Source organism: Psychrobacter alimentarius, from assembly GCF_001606025.1.
Classification (GTDB): Bacteria; Pseudomonadota; Gammaproteobacteria; order Pseudomonadales; family Moraxellaceae; genus Psychrobacter; species Psychrobacter alimentarius.
Genome location: NZ_CP014945.1, coordinates 1,592,871 through 1,614,760, shown reverse-complemented (window position 1 = coordinate 1,614,760; position 21,890 = coordinate 1,592,871). Strand labels below are relative to the sequence as shown.

Annotated in this window: 12 protein-coding genes; 5 read left to right on the top strand and 7 right to left on the bottom strand. The window is 44.0% G+C overall.

Translation table 11 applies throughout. The features are described from left to right. Positions 1–5: 5 nt before the first annotated feature. Positions 6–776 carry an SDR family oxidoreductase gene (locus A3K91_RS06630; RefSeq protein WP_062844557.1) on the bottom strand — a complete coding sequence of 257 codons (771 nt, stop codon included), beginning with the start codon at positions 774–776 and terminating at the stop codon, positions 6–8. 207 nt (positions 777–983) lie between these two features. On the opposite strand from A3K91_RS06630, the gene A3K91_RS06625 reads away from it, so the two are divergent. From A3K91_RS06625 to A3K91_RS06615, 3 genes are all read left to right on the top strand, one after another. Next, the gene (locus tag A3K91_RS06625) at positions 984–2,393 is read left to right on the top strand and encodes a DUF2868 domain-containing protein (protein WP_062844556.1); all 1,410 of its coding nucleotides are present in this window, start codon (positions 984–986) and stop codon (positions 2,391–2,393) included. 134 nt (positions 2,394–2,527) lie between these two features. Further along, positions 2,528–3,514: a sterol desaturase family protein gene (locus A3K91_RS06620; RefSeq protein ID WP_062844555.1), complete on the top strand. Its 987-nt coding sequence runs from the start codon at positions 2,528–2,530 to the stop codon at positions 3,512–3,514. A gap of 106 nt (positions 3,515–3,620) precedes the next feature. Further along, on the top strand, positions 3,621–5,294 hold the full coding sequence (locus A3K91_RS06615; protein ID WP_062844554.1) for a DUF3482 domain-containing protein: 1,674 nt from the start codon (positions 3,621–3,623) through the stop codon (positions 5,292–5,294). Here the strand turns inward: A3K91_RS06615 and A3K91_RS06610 are convergent. The 3 genes from A3K91_RS06610 to A3K91_RS06600 all read right to left on the bottom strand — a co-directional run bounded on the left by A3K91_RS06610 (position 5,275) and on the right by A3K91_RS06600 (position 8,448). After that, the gene (locus A3K91_RS06610; protein ID WP_062844553.1) at positions 5,275–6,306 is read right to left on the bottom strand and encodes an ArsA family ATPase; all 1,032 of its coding nucleotides are present in this window, start codon (positions 6,304–6,306) and stop codon (positions 5,275–5,277) included. The genes A3K91_RS06615 and A3K91_RS06610 overlap by 20 nt on opposite strands. 44 nt (positions 6,307–6,350) lie before the next feature. Beyond that, complete coding sequence (locus A3K91_RS06605; protein ID WP_062844552.1) at positions 6,351–6,644, bottom strand: cory-CC-star protein; 294 nt, start codon at positions 6,642–6,644, stop codon at positions 6,351–6,353. Between the two features lie 124 nt (positions 6,645–6,768). Next, positions 6,769–8,448: a carbon starvation CstA family protein gene (locus A3K91_RS06600; protein ID WP_062844551.1), complete on the bottom strand. Its 1,680-nt coding sequence runs from the start codon at positions 8,446–8,448 to the stop codon at positions 6,769–6,771. 298 nt (positions 8,449–8,746) lie between these two features. Between A3K91_RS06600 and A3K91_RS06595 the strand changes: the two genes are divergently transcribed. Continuing rightward, positions 8,747–9,418, top strand: coding sequence for a hypothetical protein (locus tag A3K91_RS06595; RefSeq protein ID WP_228139931.1), 672 nt, complete (start codon positions 8,747–8,749; stop codon positions 9,416–9,418). A gap of 90 nt (positions 9,419–9,508) precedes the next feature. Further along, entirely contained in the window at positions 9,509–10,072 is a 564-nt protein-coding gene (locus A3K91_RS06590; protein WP_062844549.1) for a hypoxanthine-guanine phosphoribosyltransferase, read from the top strand. Positions 10,073–10,154: 82 nt separating this feature from the next. On the opposite strand, the gene recD is transcribed toward A3K91_RS06590, so the two are convergent. The 3 genes from recD to A3K91_RS06575 form a co-directional block, all read right to left on the bottom strand. Next, entirely contained in the window at positions 10,155–12,341 is a 2,187-nt protein-coding gene (gene recD, locus A3K91_RS06585) for an exodeoxyribonuclease V subunit alpha (protein ID WP_062844548.1), read from the bottom strand. A 72-nt stretch (positions 12,342–12,413) separates the two neighbouring features. Continuing rightward, entirely contained in the window at positions 12,414–16,886 is a 4,473-nt protein-coding gene (locus A3K91_RS06580) for a UvrD-helicase domain-containing protein (RefSeq protein WP_062844547.1), read from the bottom strand. 89 nt (positions 16,887–16,975) lie between these two features. Further along, positions 16,976–21,505: an exodeoxyribonuclease V subunit gamma gene (locus A3K91_RS06575; protein ID WP_062844546.1), complete on the bottom strand. Its 4,530-nt coding sequence runs from the start codon at positions 21,503–21,505 to the stop codon at positions 16,976–16,978. Between the last annotated feature and the right edge of the window lie 385 nt (positions 21,506–21,890).

The window sequence follows — 21,890 nt, the reverse complement described above, 5'->3', positions numbered from 1 at the left end:
TACCTTTACCAAGGTATGGACTCACCTGCCCAATCGACAAAACTTCCTGATTGCGCGGCGGTCATGCCATTTAACACCTCTAATAAGCATTCGGCACTATAGGCTGGCGAGAACAAGTGTCCGTCAGCCACGTTTCCTTGAAAAGGCGCAGACAGTTGCGTATTAACTGTGCCTGGCTGCATGACAACGACGCACACATCTTTGAGTGATCTTGCCCACTCAATACTCAGGTTTTTCATGCCCATATTGAGCGCCGCCTTGCTCATCCGGTAGCTGTACCAACCGCCTAATTGATTGTCACTGATGCTGCCGACGCGTGCCGATATTGTTGCAAATACGGCTGGTTTGTTCGTAGTACGCTGAGCGTTGGCTAAGAAGGGCTTGAAATGTTTGGCAATCAGCAAACTTGCCAAGGCATTCACCTGCATATTTTGTAAAAAAAACGCCGTCTCGATCTGCCGTAGCGCTTTTTCTGGTTGCTGCGCGTCCGTGTGTAATAGACCAGCACAGTTCACCACCCAATCAATATGCGCGGTTTGCTGCTTGAGGACGTCAGCGGCTTGCTGGATACTTTGCTCGTCACAGATGTTCATGGGTATCCAGTACAGATTGTCTGCGGCAAAATCAGGGACGTTTCTATGATACGTTGCAAAAACGCGAGGCCCATCCGTCTCGCTGCTTTTTTCACTGTTGATGAGCTGCTCAACCATGGCTCTGCCAATGCCGCCCGTACCACCAATGATGAGATAGGTTTTGCCCGTCGTTGTATCCGTCATAACAATTCCTTTTTTTGATTATTTTTGTGATGCGTGTTCATGGCGTCTGATGAAACTTGTCATTCATATCGTCTTATCATGATCAATTTTGGCGCATTTTTATTGGATTTACCATGACAAAAAGGTATAAAACCGCAATTATATATAGGCTACAATATTCAAAAACTGCCTACCAAATAAACGCTTTTATACGGATGTTATCGACCTATGCTATCCCCCCAAGACCAATTGACTGAGCTGGTACGCACGCTTGAGACTGAGCAATACGTCTTTGCCACTGATCCGCTACTCATCACGGAAAAGCTAAAAAATGAAGACGGCAAGCCCCTCCAAAAGTTGCATCGCCGCGCCGCGCGTATTGATAGCAATGGTGCATTGGCACGGGTGCTCGGTAAGATTGACGGTCGTATCAAAGGCATCATGATTGTCATGAGCATCTTGTGGTGTGTTTCAGGGTTTTTAGGACTATTCACCTTATTACAGAGCAATGTGGTGAATTTCTTTTATGTGTTGGTCTGCTTGCTGGGGTTTCATACCCTGATGCTGGTCGGCTGGCTGGTAATGGCACTCATCAATCAAGGCAAACAATCCTCAAATTGGTTCGCCAATTTCGTGAGTCCCAGTTATCTTATACGCGGCAAGGATGATGTCACTATCGCCGCCGTTGATTTATATGAGCGCCAATTGTATCACAGCGGTATGCGATGGTATTTGGGCAAGTTCAGCCACCAGTTATGGCTCGCCACGTTAACCGGCATGCTTTTTGCGATCATATTTTTGCTCGTGGTAAGGCAATATAGCTTTAGCTGGGAGTCCACCTTACTCTCTGATCAGGCGCTGATTACCTTAACGCGAGTGCTTGGCTGGTTGCCAAGTATGGTGGGATTTGAGGTTCCTGACAGCACTGCTATCGTCCAAAGCCGCTTGGTAACAGAGGCGATGCCGTTGTCTGTTGCGCGTCAATGGGCAAGTTTGCTTGTCGGTAGCTTGCTGATGTACGGTATCGTGCCGCGTGCGATTGCATGGTCATTTTGTGCGCTCATGTTCCGCCGCAAAAAAATGCGCTTGGATATCAAACTGCCCTATTATCAAAAGATTTTGAACTTTTGGCAGCGTCAGGTGGTGGATGCCGATGATTTTAAAGAAGCACCAGCGCCCATCGCGCCAACAGCAACGATCAGTGCGGGCAAAAAACTGGTTGCCTTGCTTGAATACCCATCAGATCAGGATGATTGGTGGCAATTGGGTTTGGATACTCATTTCAATGATAAATTTGAGGTCGAAAATTTTGGCATTATCGATGACCGTGATGATATGGCAAGGCTCACGTCTTATTTGGACAGGCATCCGGTACAGGTGTTATTGGGCATTCATGAAAGCGCGCTGCCCGACCGTGGTACCCTTCGCAAGCTCGATCAAATCGCCAGTCATGCGACAGAGGGGTTGATTGTACAATTACTAGGAAGTAGTCCTATTGGTGCTGACATATCCATATCACCAGACGATCCTAACAACGTGCGTTATCAGCAGTGGCAAACCGCCCTTTCTGCTCGAAAAATAGGCCTTGTCAATCCTGACAGTCACGTTGGTGGTACCGTTGTTGATCGTAACCTGTAGACAATTTTTTGATATCACCGATAAGAACTGACAGAACACCATTTTTATCCATGCTGATTCATAAGTTTAGTATCATACTGACATAACAAGGAATGTTTATAGTGCATTGACGATATAGTGGATAGGAGTCCAGCATGGCAGCAGATAACAATCTTATGACCCTAGGTCAGTACGGTCAGATATTGGATGACTATAAAAATACGTTGAACCAGCATATAGTGGCCATCTCTCCTGAATCTTGGCAGCCAATATTGAGTAGTATTTTACCTGGGCACTGGCAAGAATGGTTACTGCCGCTCGCTGGCGGGCCCTTTTTTCTGCTGTTTTTAGCCGAGTGGTTTTATCAGTCCAAGCGTGGCAATGGCAAAAGCTTTAGCTGGCGCCGTGCGATGACCAATTTTAGTTTAGGCGGTTCTTACTTGGGTTTTGAGCTGATTGTGCAAGCGCTCATCGTTTTACCTATTTGCTTGTGGTTATATCAATATCGCTTGTTTACTATTGAGGTGACCTTGCTGACCGCCATTCCGATATTCATCGCGGTTGAATTTAGCTATTACTGGTTTCACCGCGCCTCACATCGAGTCAATTGGTTTTGGTCGGCCCATGTCGTGCATCATTCTGATGACCATATGAACCTCTCTACCGCCATGCGCCAAAGCCTTTTGTATTCAGTCACCGGTTGGTGGGTATTCTTTGTACCACTGATGATACTTGGCGTACATCCAGTATGGGTATTTTTCCTTTATGCGTTAGATCTGATTTACCAGTTTTTTATTCATACCGAAACAGTGGGCAAATTCCCAAAATGGGTTGAATATGTTTTTGACACGCCATCCAATCATCGCGCTCATCATGGTACCAATGGTGCGTACATTGATCAAAATTATGGCGGGGTACTCATTATTTTTGATCGATGGTTTGGGACGTATGTAGAGGAAGACACGGTCAATAATCCGGTAAAATATGGTGCCGTTGGTGAAGACAGTCATGATCATATTATCGGCTTAATTTTTGGTGTGTTTTACCGGATGTGGCTACGGTTTTTTCGAGTCAAAGGCATTAAGAAAAAACTCAAAGTGCTGTTTTATCCGCCCAGTGCTACCGAGTCTAAAACCCATTGACGATTGTGTATGAATACCGATACCAAGCCTGACTTATTTACCATAAACAGCTACTATTATGTTTTTTATGCTTTTTGAACGTTACTCACTGATATAAGACGCTAGTATGAACCATGACAATAAACAAAATCGCGATAATAGCTATGACAATCGTGAGAATAATAAACCTGCGGGTCTATTTGCCGACAAGGCTTATGAAACAGCGCCTATCATCAATGCTGAGTCAGCACCGCACCCACAAAACCCACAGAAATTAAGTGAAGAGCCAGACCCGAGTACTGTGCCTCTTAAGAAAACCATCGCGAGTGGTGAGTCACTAAAGCTGACGGTCGTTGGTCACACCAACACAGGTAAAACCTCCATCCTGCGTACCCTATTACGAGACGTTTATTTTGGTGAAGTGAAAAATGAAGCGGCAACCACGCGGCATGTTGAGCGTGCCCAGCTGACCGACAGTCAAACCGGTGAAGTGCTGGTAACCTTATACGATACGCCTGGTTTAGAGGATGCCTCAGGGCTGATGGACTGGCTGGAAGACAATACTGCCAGTCGCCGCGATGGTATCGAGCGCTTACAGCAGTTTTTGGCAGCAGATATCGCCCAAGCGTCAGATGATGGTGCGGCTTATGGTTACGACGCGCAAGGTTATGATTATAGTCAAGAAGCCAAAGTGGTTCGGCAATTGCTGGCAAGTGATATGGCGATTTATGTCGTCGATGCCCGTGAGCCCGTGCTGGGTAAATACAAAGACGAGCTGGCGATTTTATCTTGGGCCGCCATTCCTGTTATGCCTGTATTTAACTTCACTGACAGCCAAGATGCCAATATTGATGATTGGCAGACCATGCTGGCAAGACGCAATCTGCACATCTCAACACGCTTTGATTCGGTGGCGTTTGAGTTTGAGGATGAAATGCGCTTATGGCAAAACCTCGCCACCATGCTCACTCACTCTGAGCGACTTGAGCAACTGATGGCGCAACGTGCTGAAAATTGGGCACAACTGCATGATGAGGCCAATATTATCATTGCAGATTTTTTGTTGAATGTGGCCGCTTTTGTACGTGAGATTGACGAAGATGATGACCCAATGCCTGTGTTACAGCAAATGCAGGAAGCAGTGAGACAAAGCGAGCGTACCATGCAGCACAGCCTGCTCAATTTATACAAATTTTATGACAATGCAGTAGCAGCGACCCCACTTGAATTGCAAGCGTATCAGCAAGATCCATTCGATCCTGAACTTTTAAAAAGCTATGGCATTCGCACCACATCAGGTGCTGCTGCTGGTGCATTATTGGGATTGGGGATTGATGCTGCTGCATTGGGCACAACGCTAGGACTGGGCGCGGCAATCGGCGGTATCGCAGGCGGGTTATTGTCTAACACCAGCAGTATTGCCGACAAGATTACGGGCGTAAAACGCTTATACATTGATCCTGCAACACTGACATTGCTCGCCACGCGTGCGATAGACTTGCTCACTGCCCTACGCCATCGCGGACATGCCGCAACCGATGCGACACAGCTTTTATATAAAGGCGAGACAAAAACCTTTGAATCATCTGACTCAGCAGCTAACGATGATAGTACAGATGAAACAAGTCGCTCAATCACGCCATGGCCCACGCATAAATTGCCAAGTGAGTTAAAAAAAGCGCGTGGCAAACCGCAATGGTCATCGCTTAGTAGTGGTAAATCAGAACAAGCACAGCTGCTGCGAGCGGATACGGCATGGTCATTGTCTGCAAAGTTACAATCTAATGAGCGCGCAAACTAGTGATTAATAAATTGCTCAAGGCGTCCGTACCGCGTACATCGGTTTGTTGTAGATAGATTGGATACAAGGGATATTTAGAAAAATTATTTTCGATATCTTGCATCAATTGCTGCTGACGATCAGCCCGATGACGCCAAAACGCATCAGATTGGGCTGGTGCTATGAGCTGATTGACGACGATTGCAGCTGGCGTGAGCTTACTCTCTTCCAACTGTTCTATGGCGCGCTTGGTCTCAGCCAATGGGAGTACATCAGCGGTCATAACCAATACAATAGCGGTCTGCGTACGATCATGTAGCAGTACCCCTGCCTGTCGAAACAGCTGTTTGCGCTTTTCTAGCACAGAGACGGCTTGCTCCCAGCGGTCTTGTTTTTTTGGAGCAAATGGGTTGGCAATCTCGTTTTTTTGCTGGAGGCTTTTTTGACCACTATTATCCAAATGTAGTGATACTGAGCGCAGCTTAGATTGCCTGCGCTGCTGGGCAAGCAGTCCATCCGTCCACGCGCCCATCATCTCTGGTAATACCAGTAACCGTAGCGTATGTCCGGTCGGTGCTGTGTCAAAGATAATATGCTCATAATGTTCATCAGCTGCCGTGACCAAATGCTGACACATAGATTCAAGCATAGCGGCTTCTTGCGCGCCAGGTGCTGACTTTGACAAACGCAAATGTTCACGAATTTTTGGCATCATATCAGGATTGGCATAAGATTTTATCGTACGCTCAACTTGAGCGAAATGTGCGTCAACGATGACATCAGGATTGAGCTCAATGGCATCCAGATAAGGATTGATCGCGATTTTTTCATTGGTTAATTGTACGTTCAGTACATCACCCAAACTGTGGGCAGGATCGGTTGAGACAATTAGCGTCTTTTGGTGTTGGCTGGCATAATAGCTGGCAAGTGCCGCAGCGGTGGTGGTTTTGCCCACACCGCCCTTTCCACCAATAAATATAATAGGCTGCGTTTTTAATTGTTCGACTAGAGTCGGTAGAGGTTGTAACGCCATACTCATTTCTCATTTTTATCAATTTACAACAGTTGTTGATGCAATTAACAGCAACCAACATGATCAAAAGGACATCTGTCCATACCCATGCGTGTATGCCATTCGTGGAAATTCTCTAAAAATAGTGGTTGCAGCTCCAAAGTATAAAAGCTGGCAGGATTATCAATCCCCAAACTCTCGGCAAACAGCAGCAGCATAAAAAAATCTTCTTCATCGCGGACAGCGCGCGCCATCGTTTGGCGATAAGGGGCATGATAAAACTCATTGAGCCCAGCCACAAAGCGCTGCCACCATGGTTCTATATCTGCATGATCCTTTGGTGTATTTGTATTTTCCATAATTATCTGTTCTCTTGCATGTTTTTTTACATTGACTTATCTTTAATCTATCATGCCTACACGATATAAAAAACGCCAGCAATTGCTGCTAGCGTTCTTTTGCTTCATTTACTATTTATAGAGTTTAGGTATCGCTTTTACCTTTGTGTATTGTCCATTCTTTGCGCAATACCGACAGACTCTCAAACGTCACCAAAATGGTTGCTATCAAAATAATGATATCCATAATGATGAGCAGCCAATTACCATCAGTGAAGAAAGTTTTGAGCTGAATGAGTAGTGCGAAGACCGTCATGACCAGTAAGAACGTCAATGGTGCCAAGGTATACCAGACAGGCTTGCCCTTACGTAATAAAATCACGGTGACAATCATTAAGGTCAATGCGGCCATTAATTGATTGGTTGTACCAAATAGTGGCCAAATAATCATACCGCCTGCACCATCGATACCACCTGCGCCAAACGCCAATAACAAACAGCTTCCGACTGCAAGTAACGTTGCGACAACCCCTTTGTTCAATGCTGGCAAGTTATAAAACTCTCCAAACTCTTGAAAAATATAACGCTGCAAACGCACCCCAGTGTCCATAGTAGTACCGGCAAATAGTGCTGCCATGACTGTCAGCATCGTTTGCGATAACACTAAGTCAATGCCAACCCCGGCATTTAGGATGGTAGCGCCACCATCAATAAAGGCACCGATAGAACCATCGCCGAATTTTTGATAAACCGCTTGCCAATCAGCCAGTGTGGCAAAACCTGCCGTGGCAGCAAGTATGGCACCCAGCGCAAGCATACCCTCACCAAATGCACCAAAGTAACCAACGAACCGAGCATCTTCTTCTTTATCAATCTGCTTGGACGTGGTACCTGTTGCCACCAATCCATGGAAGCCTGAAATAGCACCGCAGGCAATCGTCACAAACAACAATGGCATCAGTGACGGTGTGCCAACGGGTAATGCTGTGTTGATGGCTGGCGCGACAATATCTGGCGTCGCAATAAAAATGGCTGCGTACAATAAAATCAAACCGACAAATAACTGCAAGCCATTGATGTAATCGCGTGGTTGCAGCAGCATCCATACTGGCAATAAAGACGCAACTGCCGCATAACCGAATAAAATCAGAATCCATACGGCATTATCAGGCAAACCGAAAACAGTCTCAGGTAACACAATTGGGAACATGGGGCCAAGATAAATAAGTCCGTATAAAGCCGTGACACCAATGATTGATACCCAAAGCAGATTCATCTTATAGCGATAGATACACTGACCAATGATGAAGGCAACAATGAGTGCGCCCCACACAGGCAATACCGCTGAAGGCGTTTTTATCATCATATTAGCGATAGCAACACCGAATACGGCGTTTACCATCAGTAGGAGTAAAAAAATGACAATCATCATCAAACTGCGCACACGTGTACCCATTACAGTACCAGCGATAGAACCAATCGATTGGCCTTTATTACGCATACTTGCCCAAATGGCTGACATATCGTGGACACCAGCCATAAAAATGGTGCCCAGTACTACCCAAATGATGGCTGGCACCCAGCCCCAGATCACAGCAATAGCAGGACCGATGATTGGTGCTGCCCCTGCTACTGAGGTAAAATGGTGACCCCATAATACGTACTTATTGGTGGGAACGTAATCTACGCCATCTTTCATCGTATGAGCTGGCGTGGGACGACTGTTGTCTAATGCCAAAATTTTAGTGGCGATAAACTTTGAATAAAACAAGTAGCCGCATAGCATAGCGGCAACGCCAAATAACAGTACAATAGCACTATTCATTTATCTCTCCCTAGATAAGTATTAGTTAGCCTTATAAGTTCAAGCTTTTTAAATTAGAATATAAAAAATATGCTAAATTAGTGTGCGGTGAATGGTTCGGCTCATCGGTTATTAGATAAATCGTAAAAATATCGCAATACTGGCTATATTCAACAAAGCCCTGCATTTCATAATTGAAGCACACAAGTGATTAGCATGTATTACGATGAGCCTTTGTTTGGTATTCTTTTTAAATAGTAACTGATTTGACCAAGAATGTAACGTTGGTAAGGCATTAAAAACAACAAATAAAGGAAGCATGATGGCATATTATTTTGGATTCGTACCTTCAGATAAATTAAAAGCATTAATCAGCGAGGCCGAACAAGTCGTTGCTTCAAATGAACAGGTAGATTATTACCCTTATCGTGATGCCCTTACTCACCAAACAGCGCGGGATCTGATTGATAATCTCTTGGTAGGTTTGGTTGAAATTATTCCCAATCCTGAGCGTCAAGCTGCTATGCGCAAAATTGTCACTATGATTGAACGCTCAACCGATACCCTACTCAACATTTTACTGGGTAAAGAAAGCAACGAAGAAGTGATGCCAAGTTTTCATTTTTTGAGAGACAGAGCAACATTTATCGATAATGACGGCATAAAACGTGTGGGATTTAAGTTGTCTGATGCAGATGCCAAAACTGTTAATACAGGTTTCGCCGCTATCACACCTGAACACGTAGACGTGAAAGCATTTAAGACTGCGCTTGAAACGATGAATGAAGAAACGCTCACGCACTTTATCAGCCGTTATGCTGAGACGTTGAAACTGGGTATGATTAAGCGTAAGTCCGTGCCCGTTGCGAAAGCGGCTATTGATAAAGGTATGAACATGGCACTTAATAAACTTCTACCTGACTTACCAGATCGCTCTTTGAATCGTTTGGCAGACTACTACCGTCCTTTTATCATAGAAAAATCAGAATAACCGATAGGTCGTTTTTATTAGGACTGTAATGTTGGGCAAATTTACTAAAATTTGCTAAAATAGGCGGCACTTTTATCCAAGGCGCAAATCATGACCCAAATTAGTAATCAAGAAATAGAAAAAACCCTGCGTAATTCAGAGTGCCTTATTAGTAGTATCGAAGTTGCTGCTGCTTATGAGCGTCTTGCTGCTCAACTCAACCTACATTATGCGGGCTTAAACCCAATTGTAATGGTTGTAATGAATGGTGGACTTATCCCAGCTGGTCAATTATTGACTCATCTGACGTTCTACCATCGTATGCATTATATTCATGCATCGCGCTATCGCGACAACGAAGGCACCAGCGAACTCGATTGGAAATTCAAACCTGATGTCAGTATCGAAAACGAGCACGTATTGCTGATTGATGATATTTTTGATGAAGGTATTACTTTAAAAGCAGTCGTTGAAGAGCTGAGCAAAGAAAAACCTTTATCGATTGAATCTTGTGTCTTACTCAATAAAGAACACGATCGTAAAGTCGCAGATTTTGAGGTAGATTTTGTGGGTATCAATGTTGCAGACCGCTATGTTTATGGCTGTGGTATGGATTTTCATGGTTACTTGCGCCATTTGCCTGGCATCTATGCAATTAAAGAAGATAAAGTGTAACGCTTATATCTGAATTCTAAAAAAGCATCCAATTTGGATGCTTTTTTATTAGCTGAAGCACAAGTATGGCTAAGGATAATGACTAAAATTGTAGTCCTAAACCAGTATGACGCTCAGTTGGGGTTTGAACTGCTTTTTCAAACGCATATTTTGTACTATAGATGGTCACTTGTTTTTTAGCCCGTGTCACCGCTGTATAAATAAGCTCTTTGCTGAGCAGTCTGGCATGACTATTGTCAAAAGTAATAGCAACATGATCAAACTCAGATCCCTGTGACTTATGAATGGTCATCGCATATGCGGTCGCAATCACTTCTTCATTCAGTAGATTAACAGCGATACCTTGTGCTTTATTCTCAAAAAACACTTCTAATCGACTTCTCTCATCTCCTGTCTGCAAACAAAAACCAATATCGCCATTAAACAATCCTAACTCATAGTTATTTTGTAAAACCATAACAGGGCGACCATGGAACCATGTATTCTGACCTAGTGGTAGTTTGAGTTCAGCAAGATGCCATTGTGTGAGGTAATTATTGATATAGTGATCACCCCATTCACCATTATGACCCGCGCTTAAAATTCTAAATTGATTAAACACCTCTATCAGCGCTGTAACTGTCGCATTTACCGATTCTGGCATGGATTTTTTCATTGGATTTTCTAGTAGACCTTTAATTTTGGCTATATAGGGATGGTAATTTTCTGTCATTCTTGAAATATTTTTATTTCTACTTAGGCTATTTTTTATCTTATTATCATTACTCTCATCTATTTGCAGGGTGTTTACGTATTGGAAGCTCAATGCGTCGTCTTGTTTTAATAACTGCCAAATTTTTTGAGTGTCTACTTCTGTTTGATTGATTTGATTTGCAAGTTTACCAATACCTGATTCTGCGCTAAAACGGCGGCTTTCGAGTAGCTCAGCATGAATGGATTGTAATATCGGAATATGACACAAATCAGCCAGTACTGCTCCTGCATCTACCGCTGCTAGCTGGTTGGCATCTCCTAACAGTATCAGCCTTGCACCCGGCTTTACGGCGCTGACAAGATAATTGGCCAATTCAACACCCAGCATTGAGGCTTCATCAACAATAATGATGTCCTCACCCAAAGGATTACTGGCATCATAACGCGGTCTACCCGTTCTACCGATGCCTAGCAAACGATGGATGGTTTTGGCTTCTTGTAATTGCATTTTCACTTCTGATGTATCTAGAGCCGCTTGCAAAGACTCTTGCATTCGCTGTGCTGCTTTACCAGTCGGTGCTGCGAGCGCTAGGCTTGCACTATCTGTACTGAATCTAATGCTCTCTTGCTGCTCATCCCTACTCTCTGTGGCCTGTTGTAACGCAATAACGAGCTGGGCGACCGTATAGGTTTTGCCTGTGCCTGGACCCCCAGTGATGATACTAAACGCATTGTTGTTGGCCACATTGATGGCTTTTGTTTGTTGCTCGTTCAGGTTTTTGGGTATGGATAACGCTAGAGGTGTTATGGGTTGTTCTAAAATAGTACTGATGTGTTTTGCTAAGTTGAACTCCGCTTGCCAAGAGCGATGCAGCCAAAAAGTGATGGATACTGCTGATGTTTTTTCATGCTCAATTTTTTTATAAATAATGGGTTTGTTGTTGCTTAGGCTATTTTGTTTTGTGATGTCAGCGCCCACGTCTGCGAATAAAGTATGCTGAGTGACCAATTCCATGAAAAAATCTAAATCTGTATTTTTTAGTAGTCGATATAAGCTGGCAATCGTAGTAAAGCGCTTGTTCAGCATCTCTTTTTCAGGATTACTTAGGGCAAGCTGCACCCAAAGCTGACTTTCCTTGGTAAATAAAGTATCTAGCAAGGTAAATAGTGATATTTCAGCTGTCGAATCCTCTTCCATTTGTGTACTGATTTGGGTGTCTATCAGAGCGAAGATTGGCGTTGCGAGCATTGCTAACAACGCTTTTTGCCACCCATATAGCGCAACGAATTCGTGATTGATCTGGCCTTGCAACGGTACTTCATCCTCAGCTTCCTCAATAGTTAGTACTGTGTGCCCCTCTTCTAAATGGGTCGCTAACATCACAAAAAAAGCAGTGAATAGCATACTGTCTTCTGTTTTATCGAATTGATTGCTATCAGTATTTGCTTTTGAATCTGTTGCACTATACGCTAAATGCGTTTGCTGACGGCGTAATAGAATGTAGTCACTGAGGTTACTGGCCCAGCTTTCTTTTACCCCAATCGCTGCCTTACTTTTATTGTTATTATTACTCATAGTATGCTTGTCTCTATATTGATCTGCTGAATCGATAGGATATTTTTTGGATAGCTGATATGTATTTAGTACTTACGAGTCAGGCGTACCAAATAACGCGTTTAACCCTTTAATAAAATCAATTGGAATATCCCAAGTTACCAATCCATAGCGCTCATTAGGTGGTACGCTGCCAGCAGGTTCGCTCGTATTGGGTGATACATTATCGATTGCATCGGTATGTGAACCATATACGCCTCGTAAAAATACATACTCTACAGGGCCTAGATATTTCTCTTCATTACCTGCATAGTCCTGAATTCTTATGGAAAGAAACCGATGCAATGCTACTTGATAAATGGCTGCTTGTAGCCAGTACCCTGCTTTGGACATGGCGTGCTTGAGCGTATTTTTGTCATAATCACTTAGGCTATTTCCTAAAAAATTACTTTTATAATCGACCACATAATACCTGCCAGCATGCTCATATACCAAGTCAATTTCGCCGCGTAAATAACGATACAAATGCGTTGTGTTTTGCGCAACAAGGCTAACGTGTTTGTCTGTGTCATTAGGCAGATGCTGCTGAAACAGCTTATTCATATCCTGTGCCTTAAAACGTTCTGACAAACCCATATTGAACTCTAATTCAGCAAATCGCTGACTGACGCTAAGAGAACGTAAAGGTTGGTTGGATGCCAATAACGGCGCATGTATTACTTCTTCAATCCAACTGATCAATGCGTCATGCTTCGTCGTATCTATCGAATCAGGTTCAATGAGGCCAGCTGCTTTGCCCTCTTGCCCTTGTAATCGACGGCTTTGCTGCTCGGCACTGCTATAGACCAGCGGCAACTGATAGCTACTTACCGCTCTATCAATCACCCCAGACCACTGCGATTTATTGGTAAAATCAATTTTTTCAAATATCTCATGCAAAAACGTACCTGCATTCGCCCCTTTAACAAAGGTAAAGCGGATATCATCTTCCATCTTAAGCTTTGATTCATTGGCTTCTGTAACAGGCTCACTGCTATTGGATAATGGCTCAGCTGGAGCGGATGCGTTTCTCATGTCAATATCTATTGCATCATCAATACGCTCATCCACTATCGCCATCGCTTGGGTGGATTCATCCAACTGACGGGCGAGCGCGGTAAAACTGGTCTTGGCCCAGCCATAAAAGTAGTTGGTTTTCATGACCTCTGAAAAAGAATCGTACTCAATAGACTCTGTCATGGGTTTAATTGTAGTAAGCTGGGTTGCATCATCCAAGCCTGCTGGGTTGGCATGTTTCGCAAAGCTGTCATTATGGAACTCATTGACCTTATGCCCTCTGATCATGCCTATTGTACCTTTTAACCGATCAGGCAATTCAAAGTTCGCTTCTGGCGTATCAAACCAATAAAGCACGGGTTTTAAGTGAGCGTTTACATTTTTTTTCGGTTCTTGCAGCACTATATAGAGTTGCTCACTGGCGCGAGTAAATGCTACATAACCAAGACGGCGTAGCTCATCGAAATCCTCTTGCGTTTCAAGATCGGTATAGTAACCATCGGTGGTGGCAGAGCTTTGCAGTGGTGAGAAGCGGCGCTGATTGCCTATCAATTGATTTTGTAGTGATTGCTGCACTAATGCGGAAGGAGCTTGTGCGGCATTGTATAAATAAAGACCAGACTTCTCATTATTACCTGACTTTCTACTGGCATCACCCATACCCAGTACATAGACAATCGGGAACTCAAGTCCCTTTGATTTGTGAATGGTCATAAGCTGCACACCAGACTCTGTCGGTAGCGGGTACTGCTTGGCCCAATCGCTATTGGGCGCTGCATCTATGTGCTGTCTGAACCAAGCCAGCAGTTCGTGCTCGCCCATACCTGTGCCATACTGCGCCAACACATCCATTAAATGGCGCAGATCCATGATATGCCGATCTCCTTCGGCGTGAGCAGCCAGAGATTGCCAAACGCCTTGTGGCTGCACGGGGCTTTTATCCAATAAGTAATGTAGCGCCGACAATATGCCAAAATGCTGCCAACGCTGTGTCCCTTCTTTTAAATAGGTAATAAAGTCTTGATAGCTTTTTTTGTGATCAGTCGTTGACGCATCTTTTGAGTGAGTATGTGTTGTACTGCTGGCCTCGACCATACCTGACTCATGATCCGTCATCATAGCTTTGACGTCTTTGATGCTAAGACCATAGAGATGACTGGTCAAGACCCGATTGATCATGTCATGGCGGTACGGATATAGCATGGCGCTGAGCAGTGCTGCCACGTCTTCTGCCATGATGGTCTCAAAAATACTGACATCACTGGTGGTCAAAGTCGGTACACCCAGTTTCACCAATTCGTCTTCAACCCGCTTTAAGTCTTTTTTGGCACGTGCCAGCACACCAATATCACTAGGCTGGATGGCCTTGCCTTTTAGTGTCTGATTACTGCTGAGCAAAGTGGCAATATGACGCGCGGTGATTTCATGCTCATCATACTCAAGCTCTACGTCTTTATCACTAGGCAAATGCAATACGCTCACTGGCTGAGCAGAGAGCACCTCAGTCACCAAGTCGCTATTTATCCTGTCTTGGTTACTAAACCAAGACAGCTGACTTTCAGGTCGTGATGCTTTCATATGCTGGTAATAAATGTCGCTGCCCAGCTGCGATAACTTATTATTATCAGTTGTTACGATTGGCATACCAAACCAGCAGTTCAGTGCATGAATCACACCTGAATTTGAGCGGCGATTGGTATCAAGCGTCCAACGACTGCTGGTATCAAACTGGGCTTTCATGTAGTTATAGTTGGCCACATCGCCACCACGAAACCCATAAATGGCTTGCTTTGGATCACCCACCAATAGCAAAAACTCGCGATTGGTTTTATTAGAGCCTGATAGTTTGTCTTTTCCCTCTTGTGTTCGCTTGTTTTTTGGCAAATAAATGCTTTCAATCATAATGGCTTGTTCACCATTGATGTCTTGCGATTCATCGATCAGTGCCACTGGATAATGATGACGAATATAACGCGCCAGCTTGTTGCCTTGTCGCCCTGTCAATGCTTGGTTTAAACGCACCATTTGCAGGCTAAAGGTCGTCTCGCCGCGCTCTTCTAAAATCACTGGCAGCCTATCACGCACGGCAAGTACAATGTGACGGTTGAGATTGGCTAGTATCAGGACAATATGCTGATTCAATCCTTCAACCATGTCTAAAAGAGCCATTAACCTGCTGATGGTTTCTAACTCAAAAAGCGTCTGATGTTCTTTCTCTTTATTTTTATTGAAGTTCTTAATTTTACCGTCTTCATCTGGATATCTGGCATCCTGTAATGAGGTCAAAATCTTACGTTCGCTCTCATTTAAATAACTGTTAAATGCTAACTGATATTTTGCTATTTTCTGATGTACATCAATGAGGGCATCAAACTGCTTGGTTAAATTAGAACCACCACGAAATCCTTGCGACTTTCTATAATCAGGATTCAAATAAGGCTGAATATCGGCCAAATCTAACTGTGCAAACTCAGCAATGAGCTGTTCATATGCATTAAAGTCAAAACCTTGTTCAAGTTTTATCTCATCAATCGGTGCAGAAATAAAGTTAAGCGAACGAGAAACATACTTTTTATGATCGCTCACTGCAGTCAGCTTTCCCTGCTGATCCATCAGCGCATACAGCTTAGGCTGCTCATGATACAAGCGGCTTTGAAATTGGCGCAGCTCATCATGAATGATGCTGTCGGTCACTTGCTCAATGCTACTGTCTTCGATAATAGACATGCCTTGCTGATGACCAGTTTCGCTACTGTATTCGGTCAACCATTTTTGCGCCAAGCTATCTAGCGTACCGACGAAGAGCTTGTCCAATGTGGTTAATACCAGTGCGGTACGTCGCAGCGCTTCTGCCATCGGGTAGCTATACACATGATCTAATAAATAACTCACTAAATGTAAATTAATAGGATCTTGCATGATGTTATCTAAGCGTACATATTCGGCTTGCTCTATCAACCAATTGTCACGCGTTTCTTTTGCTTGGATACGCTTTTCAGTTACAACTTGCTGGTCTTGCTCAATATCTTGATTGAATGCATCAATATCTGTCTGAGTGTTTGAATCGATACTTAAATCATTACCTGCTGGTTTATCCTCATTACTGTCAGGCATTATCTGCAATACATCGGGATATAACATAGTTCTGTTCTTGGTGTCAGCACTTAGATTATTAACCCATTGTAGTAGCTGATAAAAATCTACCAAACGGTCGTGGATACGCTGACGCATCTCTGCTGCAGCCGCTCGCGTAAAAGTCGTGGCAATGATTTGCTCTGGCGCGCGCCGTGCTTCAATCAGGAGACGCAGCACAATACCAGTTAGCGTCCACGTCTTGCCAGTCCCTGCTGAGGCTTCGATAAGATGCTTACCCGTTAATTCAACGGCCACTGCTGGTGTCACATCTGCTTTAGGCTCAGCCATCGCAGTCAAATCATCACATTCACTTGAATACTCATCAAATAAATGCGGTTGCGTAGAGATATCAGTTGTGTCACTAAAGTCTGTCATATAGGCGGATACTTTTCATTATTATCTACAAGGTCAAAATCTATGAGGTCAAAGAACTAAGTGAAAGAAACTAGGCGTTAGCCATCCTACTAATTATCTAGCCCGCTTAGTGCCGTAAACATCGGCTCATACAGTGGTTGCGCCAAGGTGGTCAACGCCCTTGATAGCGCTCTAAAAGCATCTTGATCACGCAATATGTATTGCCAAATGGCATGTTGCGCGCAAGTATCGTATACCGCGTCTGAATAATAACTGGGTCTTAACCAGTCGGAAAAATCTGATCGTTTTGGCCAATAGCGTTCAGTTGTACTCTCGCTTTCTTCAGCTTTTGCGCATTTACCAAGGTAACTGAGTGCATACTCCGGCAGCAACGTCATCGGTACTTGACCTGATAGATTGCCAAAAATCGCCCACTTAATCAGCTCAATGACAGCATCTTCATACACAATAGGGCTTAGTTTAAATGTCATCGAGTTTTTATAAGCATCCACTTGCGAGCTGGCTTTATTAAAACGCCAAATGCTGACGCCATCATTTAATACCACCTGCTGAGCGGTGGTGCGTCTGGCAACTTGCCAATACAAATGTGACAACCAAAACTTGAGTAAGTGTCTGGGACTCGCAGAGTTAGGTAAGATATTTAACCATTGCTTGGGTGATTGCTCAGCATAAGACAGGCTTGATTGCTGATGAGCGTTTATATTACGGATATCTGGCGACACTGATAACGGTGCTGATATTGGCACTAATATCGGTACTGAGCCTTTTATTTTAATAGAGGCAGGCAGTAATTTACGCCATGCTTCTGTTTTTACCTGACGGTCTGAGCCGCTGTCTGATTGATGATTGCTGGCATTTAAAACCATTGCCACATCTCTGATTTCAATAGGTTTTTCTATCGTTGGGGTAAGCAGTTGCAAACCATTGCTATCTGATACCTCACTATAGCTACTATCCATGTCGATATCATCGAAACCATTAGCAATCAATTGCTCTTTGAACTCCATACATTGCTGTTGTAGCTTTTGCTTTTGGTTGGGTATGGTGGTTTGGCGAGCCACCCCTGCTGGTATCATTTTTTGATACATCATAGTGGCGTTGGCATTTTCAATAACTGCATTGCCATCACTTGAGGCGGTTGCATCGGCAACCAATGACTGAATCAAATGCTCTTTGATCTGATAAGTCGTCAGGTTATCCAAAAATAACGGCTCTTGGTGCGCCATCGCTGCTTCACCTTGCACCACATGGACCTTTTGAGTGCGTAAAAATGCTTTGGCAGGGTGACGTACTTGATAGACCAATCCTCCTTCAATGTCTATCTCACCAATGTTAAATATACTATCAAACATCGTTAAGTCAGGCGCTTTGGTCGCGTCATTGATATTAGGAGCACCATCTAGCGCCAACATATCAGCCAATGCAGACAAGATGTGATCATCTAGTTTTCCCAATTGACCAACGCCTTGACCAAGCATCGTAGCGATTGCTTCGTATTGTGCGTTATTGGGTAAGCCAACCAGTGGCGCATGCTTGCTAGTGGTTCTACCGCTTAAGGTATCAAAAACAGCTTGCCATAATGGCGCGGGAGGAAATTGTTTTTTCTGTGCCAATTTGGTTTTACGCATGGCTTTATTTAATAAAGCATCTAGCTCATCAGATACTGTGACGGCGTTATTACTCTGAGCATCAACAGTGGACTGACTATCATTAACGGATACCTTGGTCTGTTTTTCGTGCTCAAAGAGATCATTTTCCACGTCTGTCTCAAACAGACTGCGATGAAAAGGCAGTGCTGGATGCTCAGTTACCAGCCATTGTTTAATTAGCTTGGGTAAATAACGTTTAAGACTCTCAGTATTCGGATCAATATTTTCAGGCAAGGTTTCAAGCGAGTTTACCTGCCACTGTACCTCACCTTGTAAGAATTGTAGCAACTCACTGACGGGATTGGCTGGCAAGTGCTCATGCGTATCCGTCAGGCTTTGACCATTGTAGAATATCCAGCATGCGCTACGCGCGCACAGCAACGCATCCAAAAATGCGCCATTGTCATCATCTTCGCTGACTCTATCACCGCGACGGGCATTGGTGGCTTTGATCAAATCATATCGGTTATCACGGTCACGCGCCGGAAACTCAGAGAGATCCATGTTAAGCATCACCACCAATTCAAAAGGCACGTTTCTCAGGGCACCAAATCGACCAAAAGTAATCACACCCGTTGGCTCGGCACTGACTTGCTGACTTTCTAGCTCGTCTTCGATACTATCTAGCATAAAGCTCAGTTTTAATGGTAACTGCTCAACGCCTGCCAGCCTGTGTTCAACTTCTTTGTTGGCGCTATCACCGCTAGAGTACTGTCTATAATGACGGTTGGCGCGCAAACTTGATTTAAAGCCGTTCATGGCATTGTATATGGCGCGCATTGTACGAGTTTGATCGACATCGCCAAAGTAACGATGGATCACTTGCGTCTCGATCTGATCCAGCCAATCTTCCGCTTTCATTCTTTGGGTATGATCATCACGTCGTTCAACCAAACCTACATAAATACGGCTGAGCGCTTCAACAATCATCGCATCATCTAGGCTCACCTGTGGTAATGGCAAACTCATCTCAGGCATTGCAGTGCTTGCCCAGTCATCCTCATGCAAAGGATACAAACAATCACTCAAACTGGCCTCTGGCATCACTAATCCTAAGGCCAATCTGTCTAACGCTTGGGCAAAACTAAAGCGATAATCGTAGTCATTAACGTCTAAGGTTTGCTTGAGATGTCGCTCATCAAACCCGCGGATAAAGCCCGCCTCTACCAACAAATCGCAACCACGGCTCATTTGTTCATGAGTCAGGCCAAAGCTTTCAAATAAAGGAGGCAACATTAGCCAGTCTAAGACCTCGGCTGCTTCAAAACGGGCGCTATGACTGCCTAATAATTTGTAAAACCCAATGATGGCTTCCCATAGCTGACGAATATCAGTATCGACCACCCCTGTTACTTTTGCAGGCAGGGTCAAACCATCTTGGCCTTTACCATTGACAAAAATAGAACCAATGAGTGCATGATGACGCTCAACATCAGGTAACAAAACCACAATATCTGATATATGGCGTTTTTTCTGATTAGGTTTAACAGGTTCATTGAGCCAGCGCCCAATCATGATACGCAGTACTTCAAGTTGACGCTGTAAATTATGACACGAATGAATGCTTAGGCTATTATCTTGTGACGATATCGCCCAAAAACGCTCTTTTTCAAAGCGCTTATTTTCTAGCACTTCATCGTCGTACCAAGGCGTATCTGACGCTTCTTGCTCAAAACCTAACTCGATTTGTTGACTGACCGCTTCTGAAACTTTTGCCGCTGTTGCTTGTTGTGTCGATTGCTCATCCAGCATCAACACATCGTTTTGCAAACGTCGCAATAAGCTTGGGCTATTTTGCGCCCGCTGATAGGTATTATCATCAACACCTTGACCAGTCTCATCACTAAACCCGTCATCAAAATTGTCTTGCCACTCTACAAGCGCCTCTTGGTACTGCTCATTACCTGATAGGTTGGCAAGCATAGCAAAAGTATCGCGAGATTGTTTTCCCAAACGCGACAGCAAACTGTGACCATAATCACGCAAAAACACGCTTTCAGGATTGATGATCTGTTGACGCTGTAGCCATGACTTATCGACAATATCTGCCCAAAACAGCTTTGAGGGATTATAGTGCAGTAATGTGATGTCCATGTATTGCGATAAGCGCTGCAAAAAATCAAGCTCAGTCTGAGGCAATTGCTGAATGGTAAAGATACGCAATACCTTGGGCAATTGACCCCGCTCATTTGCCTGATTGTGCTTCAAAGCTGACCAAAAGTTGTCCTCAATGGTCACACGGTGCTGATGAACATCGGCAAACAACTGCGACCATAAGAATCGTTGCGCAACTTCCAGCTCTACATAATGTTCCACCAACCATTCAGGCGTACCGCGTGCATACTTATCAAAGCGCAATGACAACGCGTCTTTATCTGCTATCAGTGCATCTACGTTGAGTGGCTTATTGTGTGACCATAATGCCAGCCAATCCTCACGATGGGTTAAGTAGCGGTTAAATACTCTAGCCAAATCACTTGCCAGCTGCCAAATACGCGCATCTTGTTGTGCTTTGTCTTGTTGTACAGCGTCTTGCTTCACGCTTTCTTGTGGCTCATCAATCAAAGACGCCAGTAAGGGGTGAACGGGATGTGTCTCACTTTTGACAATCGACGCTTGATAGTAGGTGAGATATCCAAACAGTCGCCACTGCATGACTGTCGGCGATAATACAGCCACTTCAGGCACATTTAAAACGACCGCCTCAGGATTATTTTCTAACAAATAGGCATTGTGACGCGTTAGCACGTCCTGCATCAGCGTCCACTGATACTGACCCCAAAACTTGGTACGCACCAACGTACTGATGCCAGCACGACTGGCAATCGTCTTATCCAACCAGTCACCCAATACCATTGAGGGTACAATGACAATAAAAGGCTCGAACACAGATTGGTTCTTTGACTGATATTGTACAAGCAATTGATCAACGAGTTTTTCGGTACGGTGCGACTGAATGATGGTAAACATAGCGGATAATCTGATTGGAGTAGTAGAATAATAAGACCGACGAACACAAATTAAAGCAAAAAAGACAAAAAAATCTAAGACCAAAGGCCTTGAGGGGATTAAAAATCAAGCAACAAACGGTACTCATCAATACATGTTTGGTAGTCGTTACCGTACTGCATTTCTGCTAGCATGATATTTACGAATACAAAATAATGGCAGCCTCAGTGTGCCATTGATGGTTATCGTTTACTAGTGTAGATGTCAGTATTATAATAACTTGCGACAGCGAGTGTCGTCTTATTATGCCATTCGTGGTTACTAAAAAAGAGAGTAAACTGATATCTTTTAAATTGATTTCCATGCATTACATAAACTTAACCTTTATTATTCACGGAATGAATTA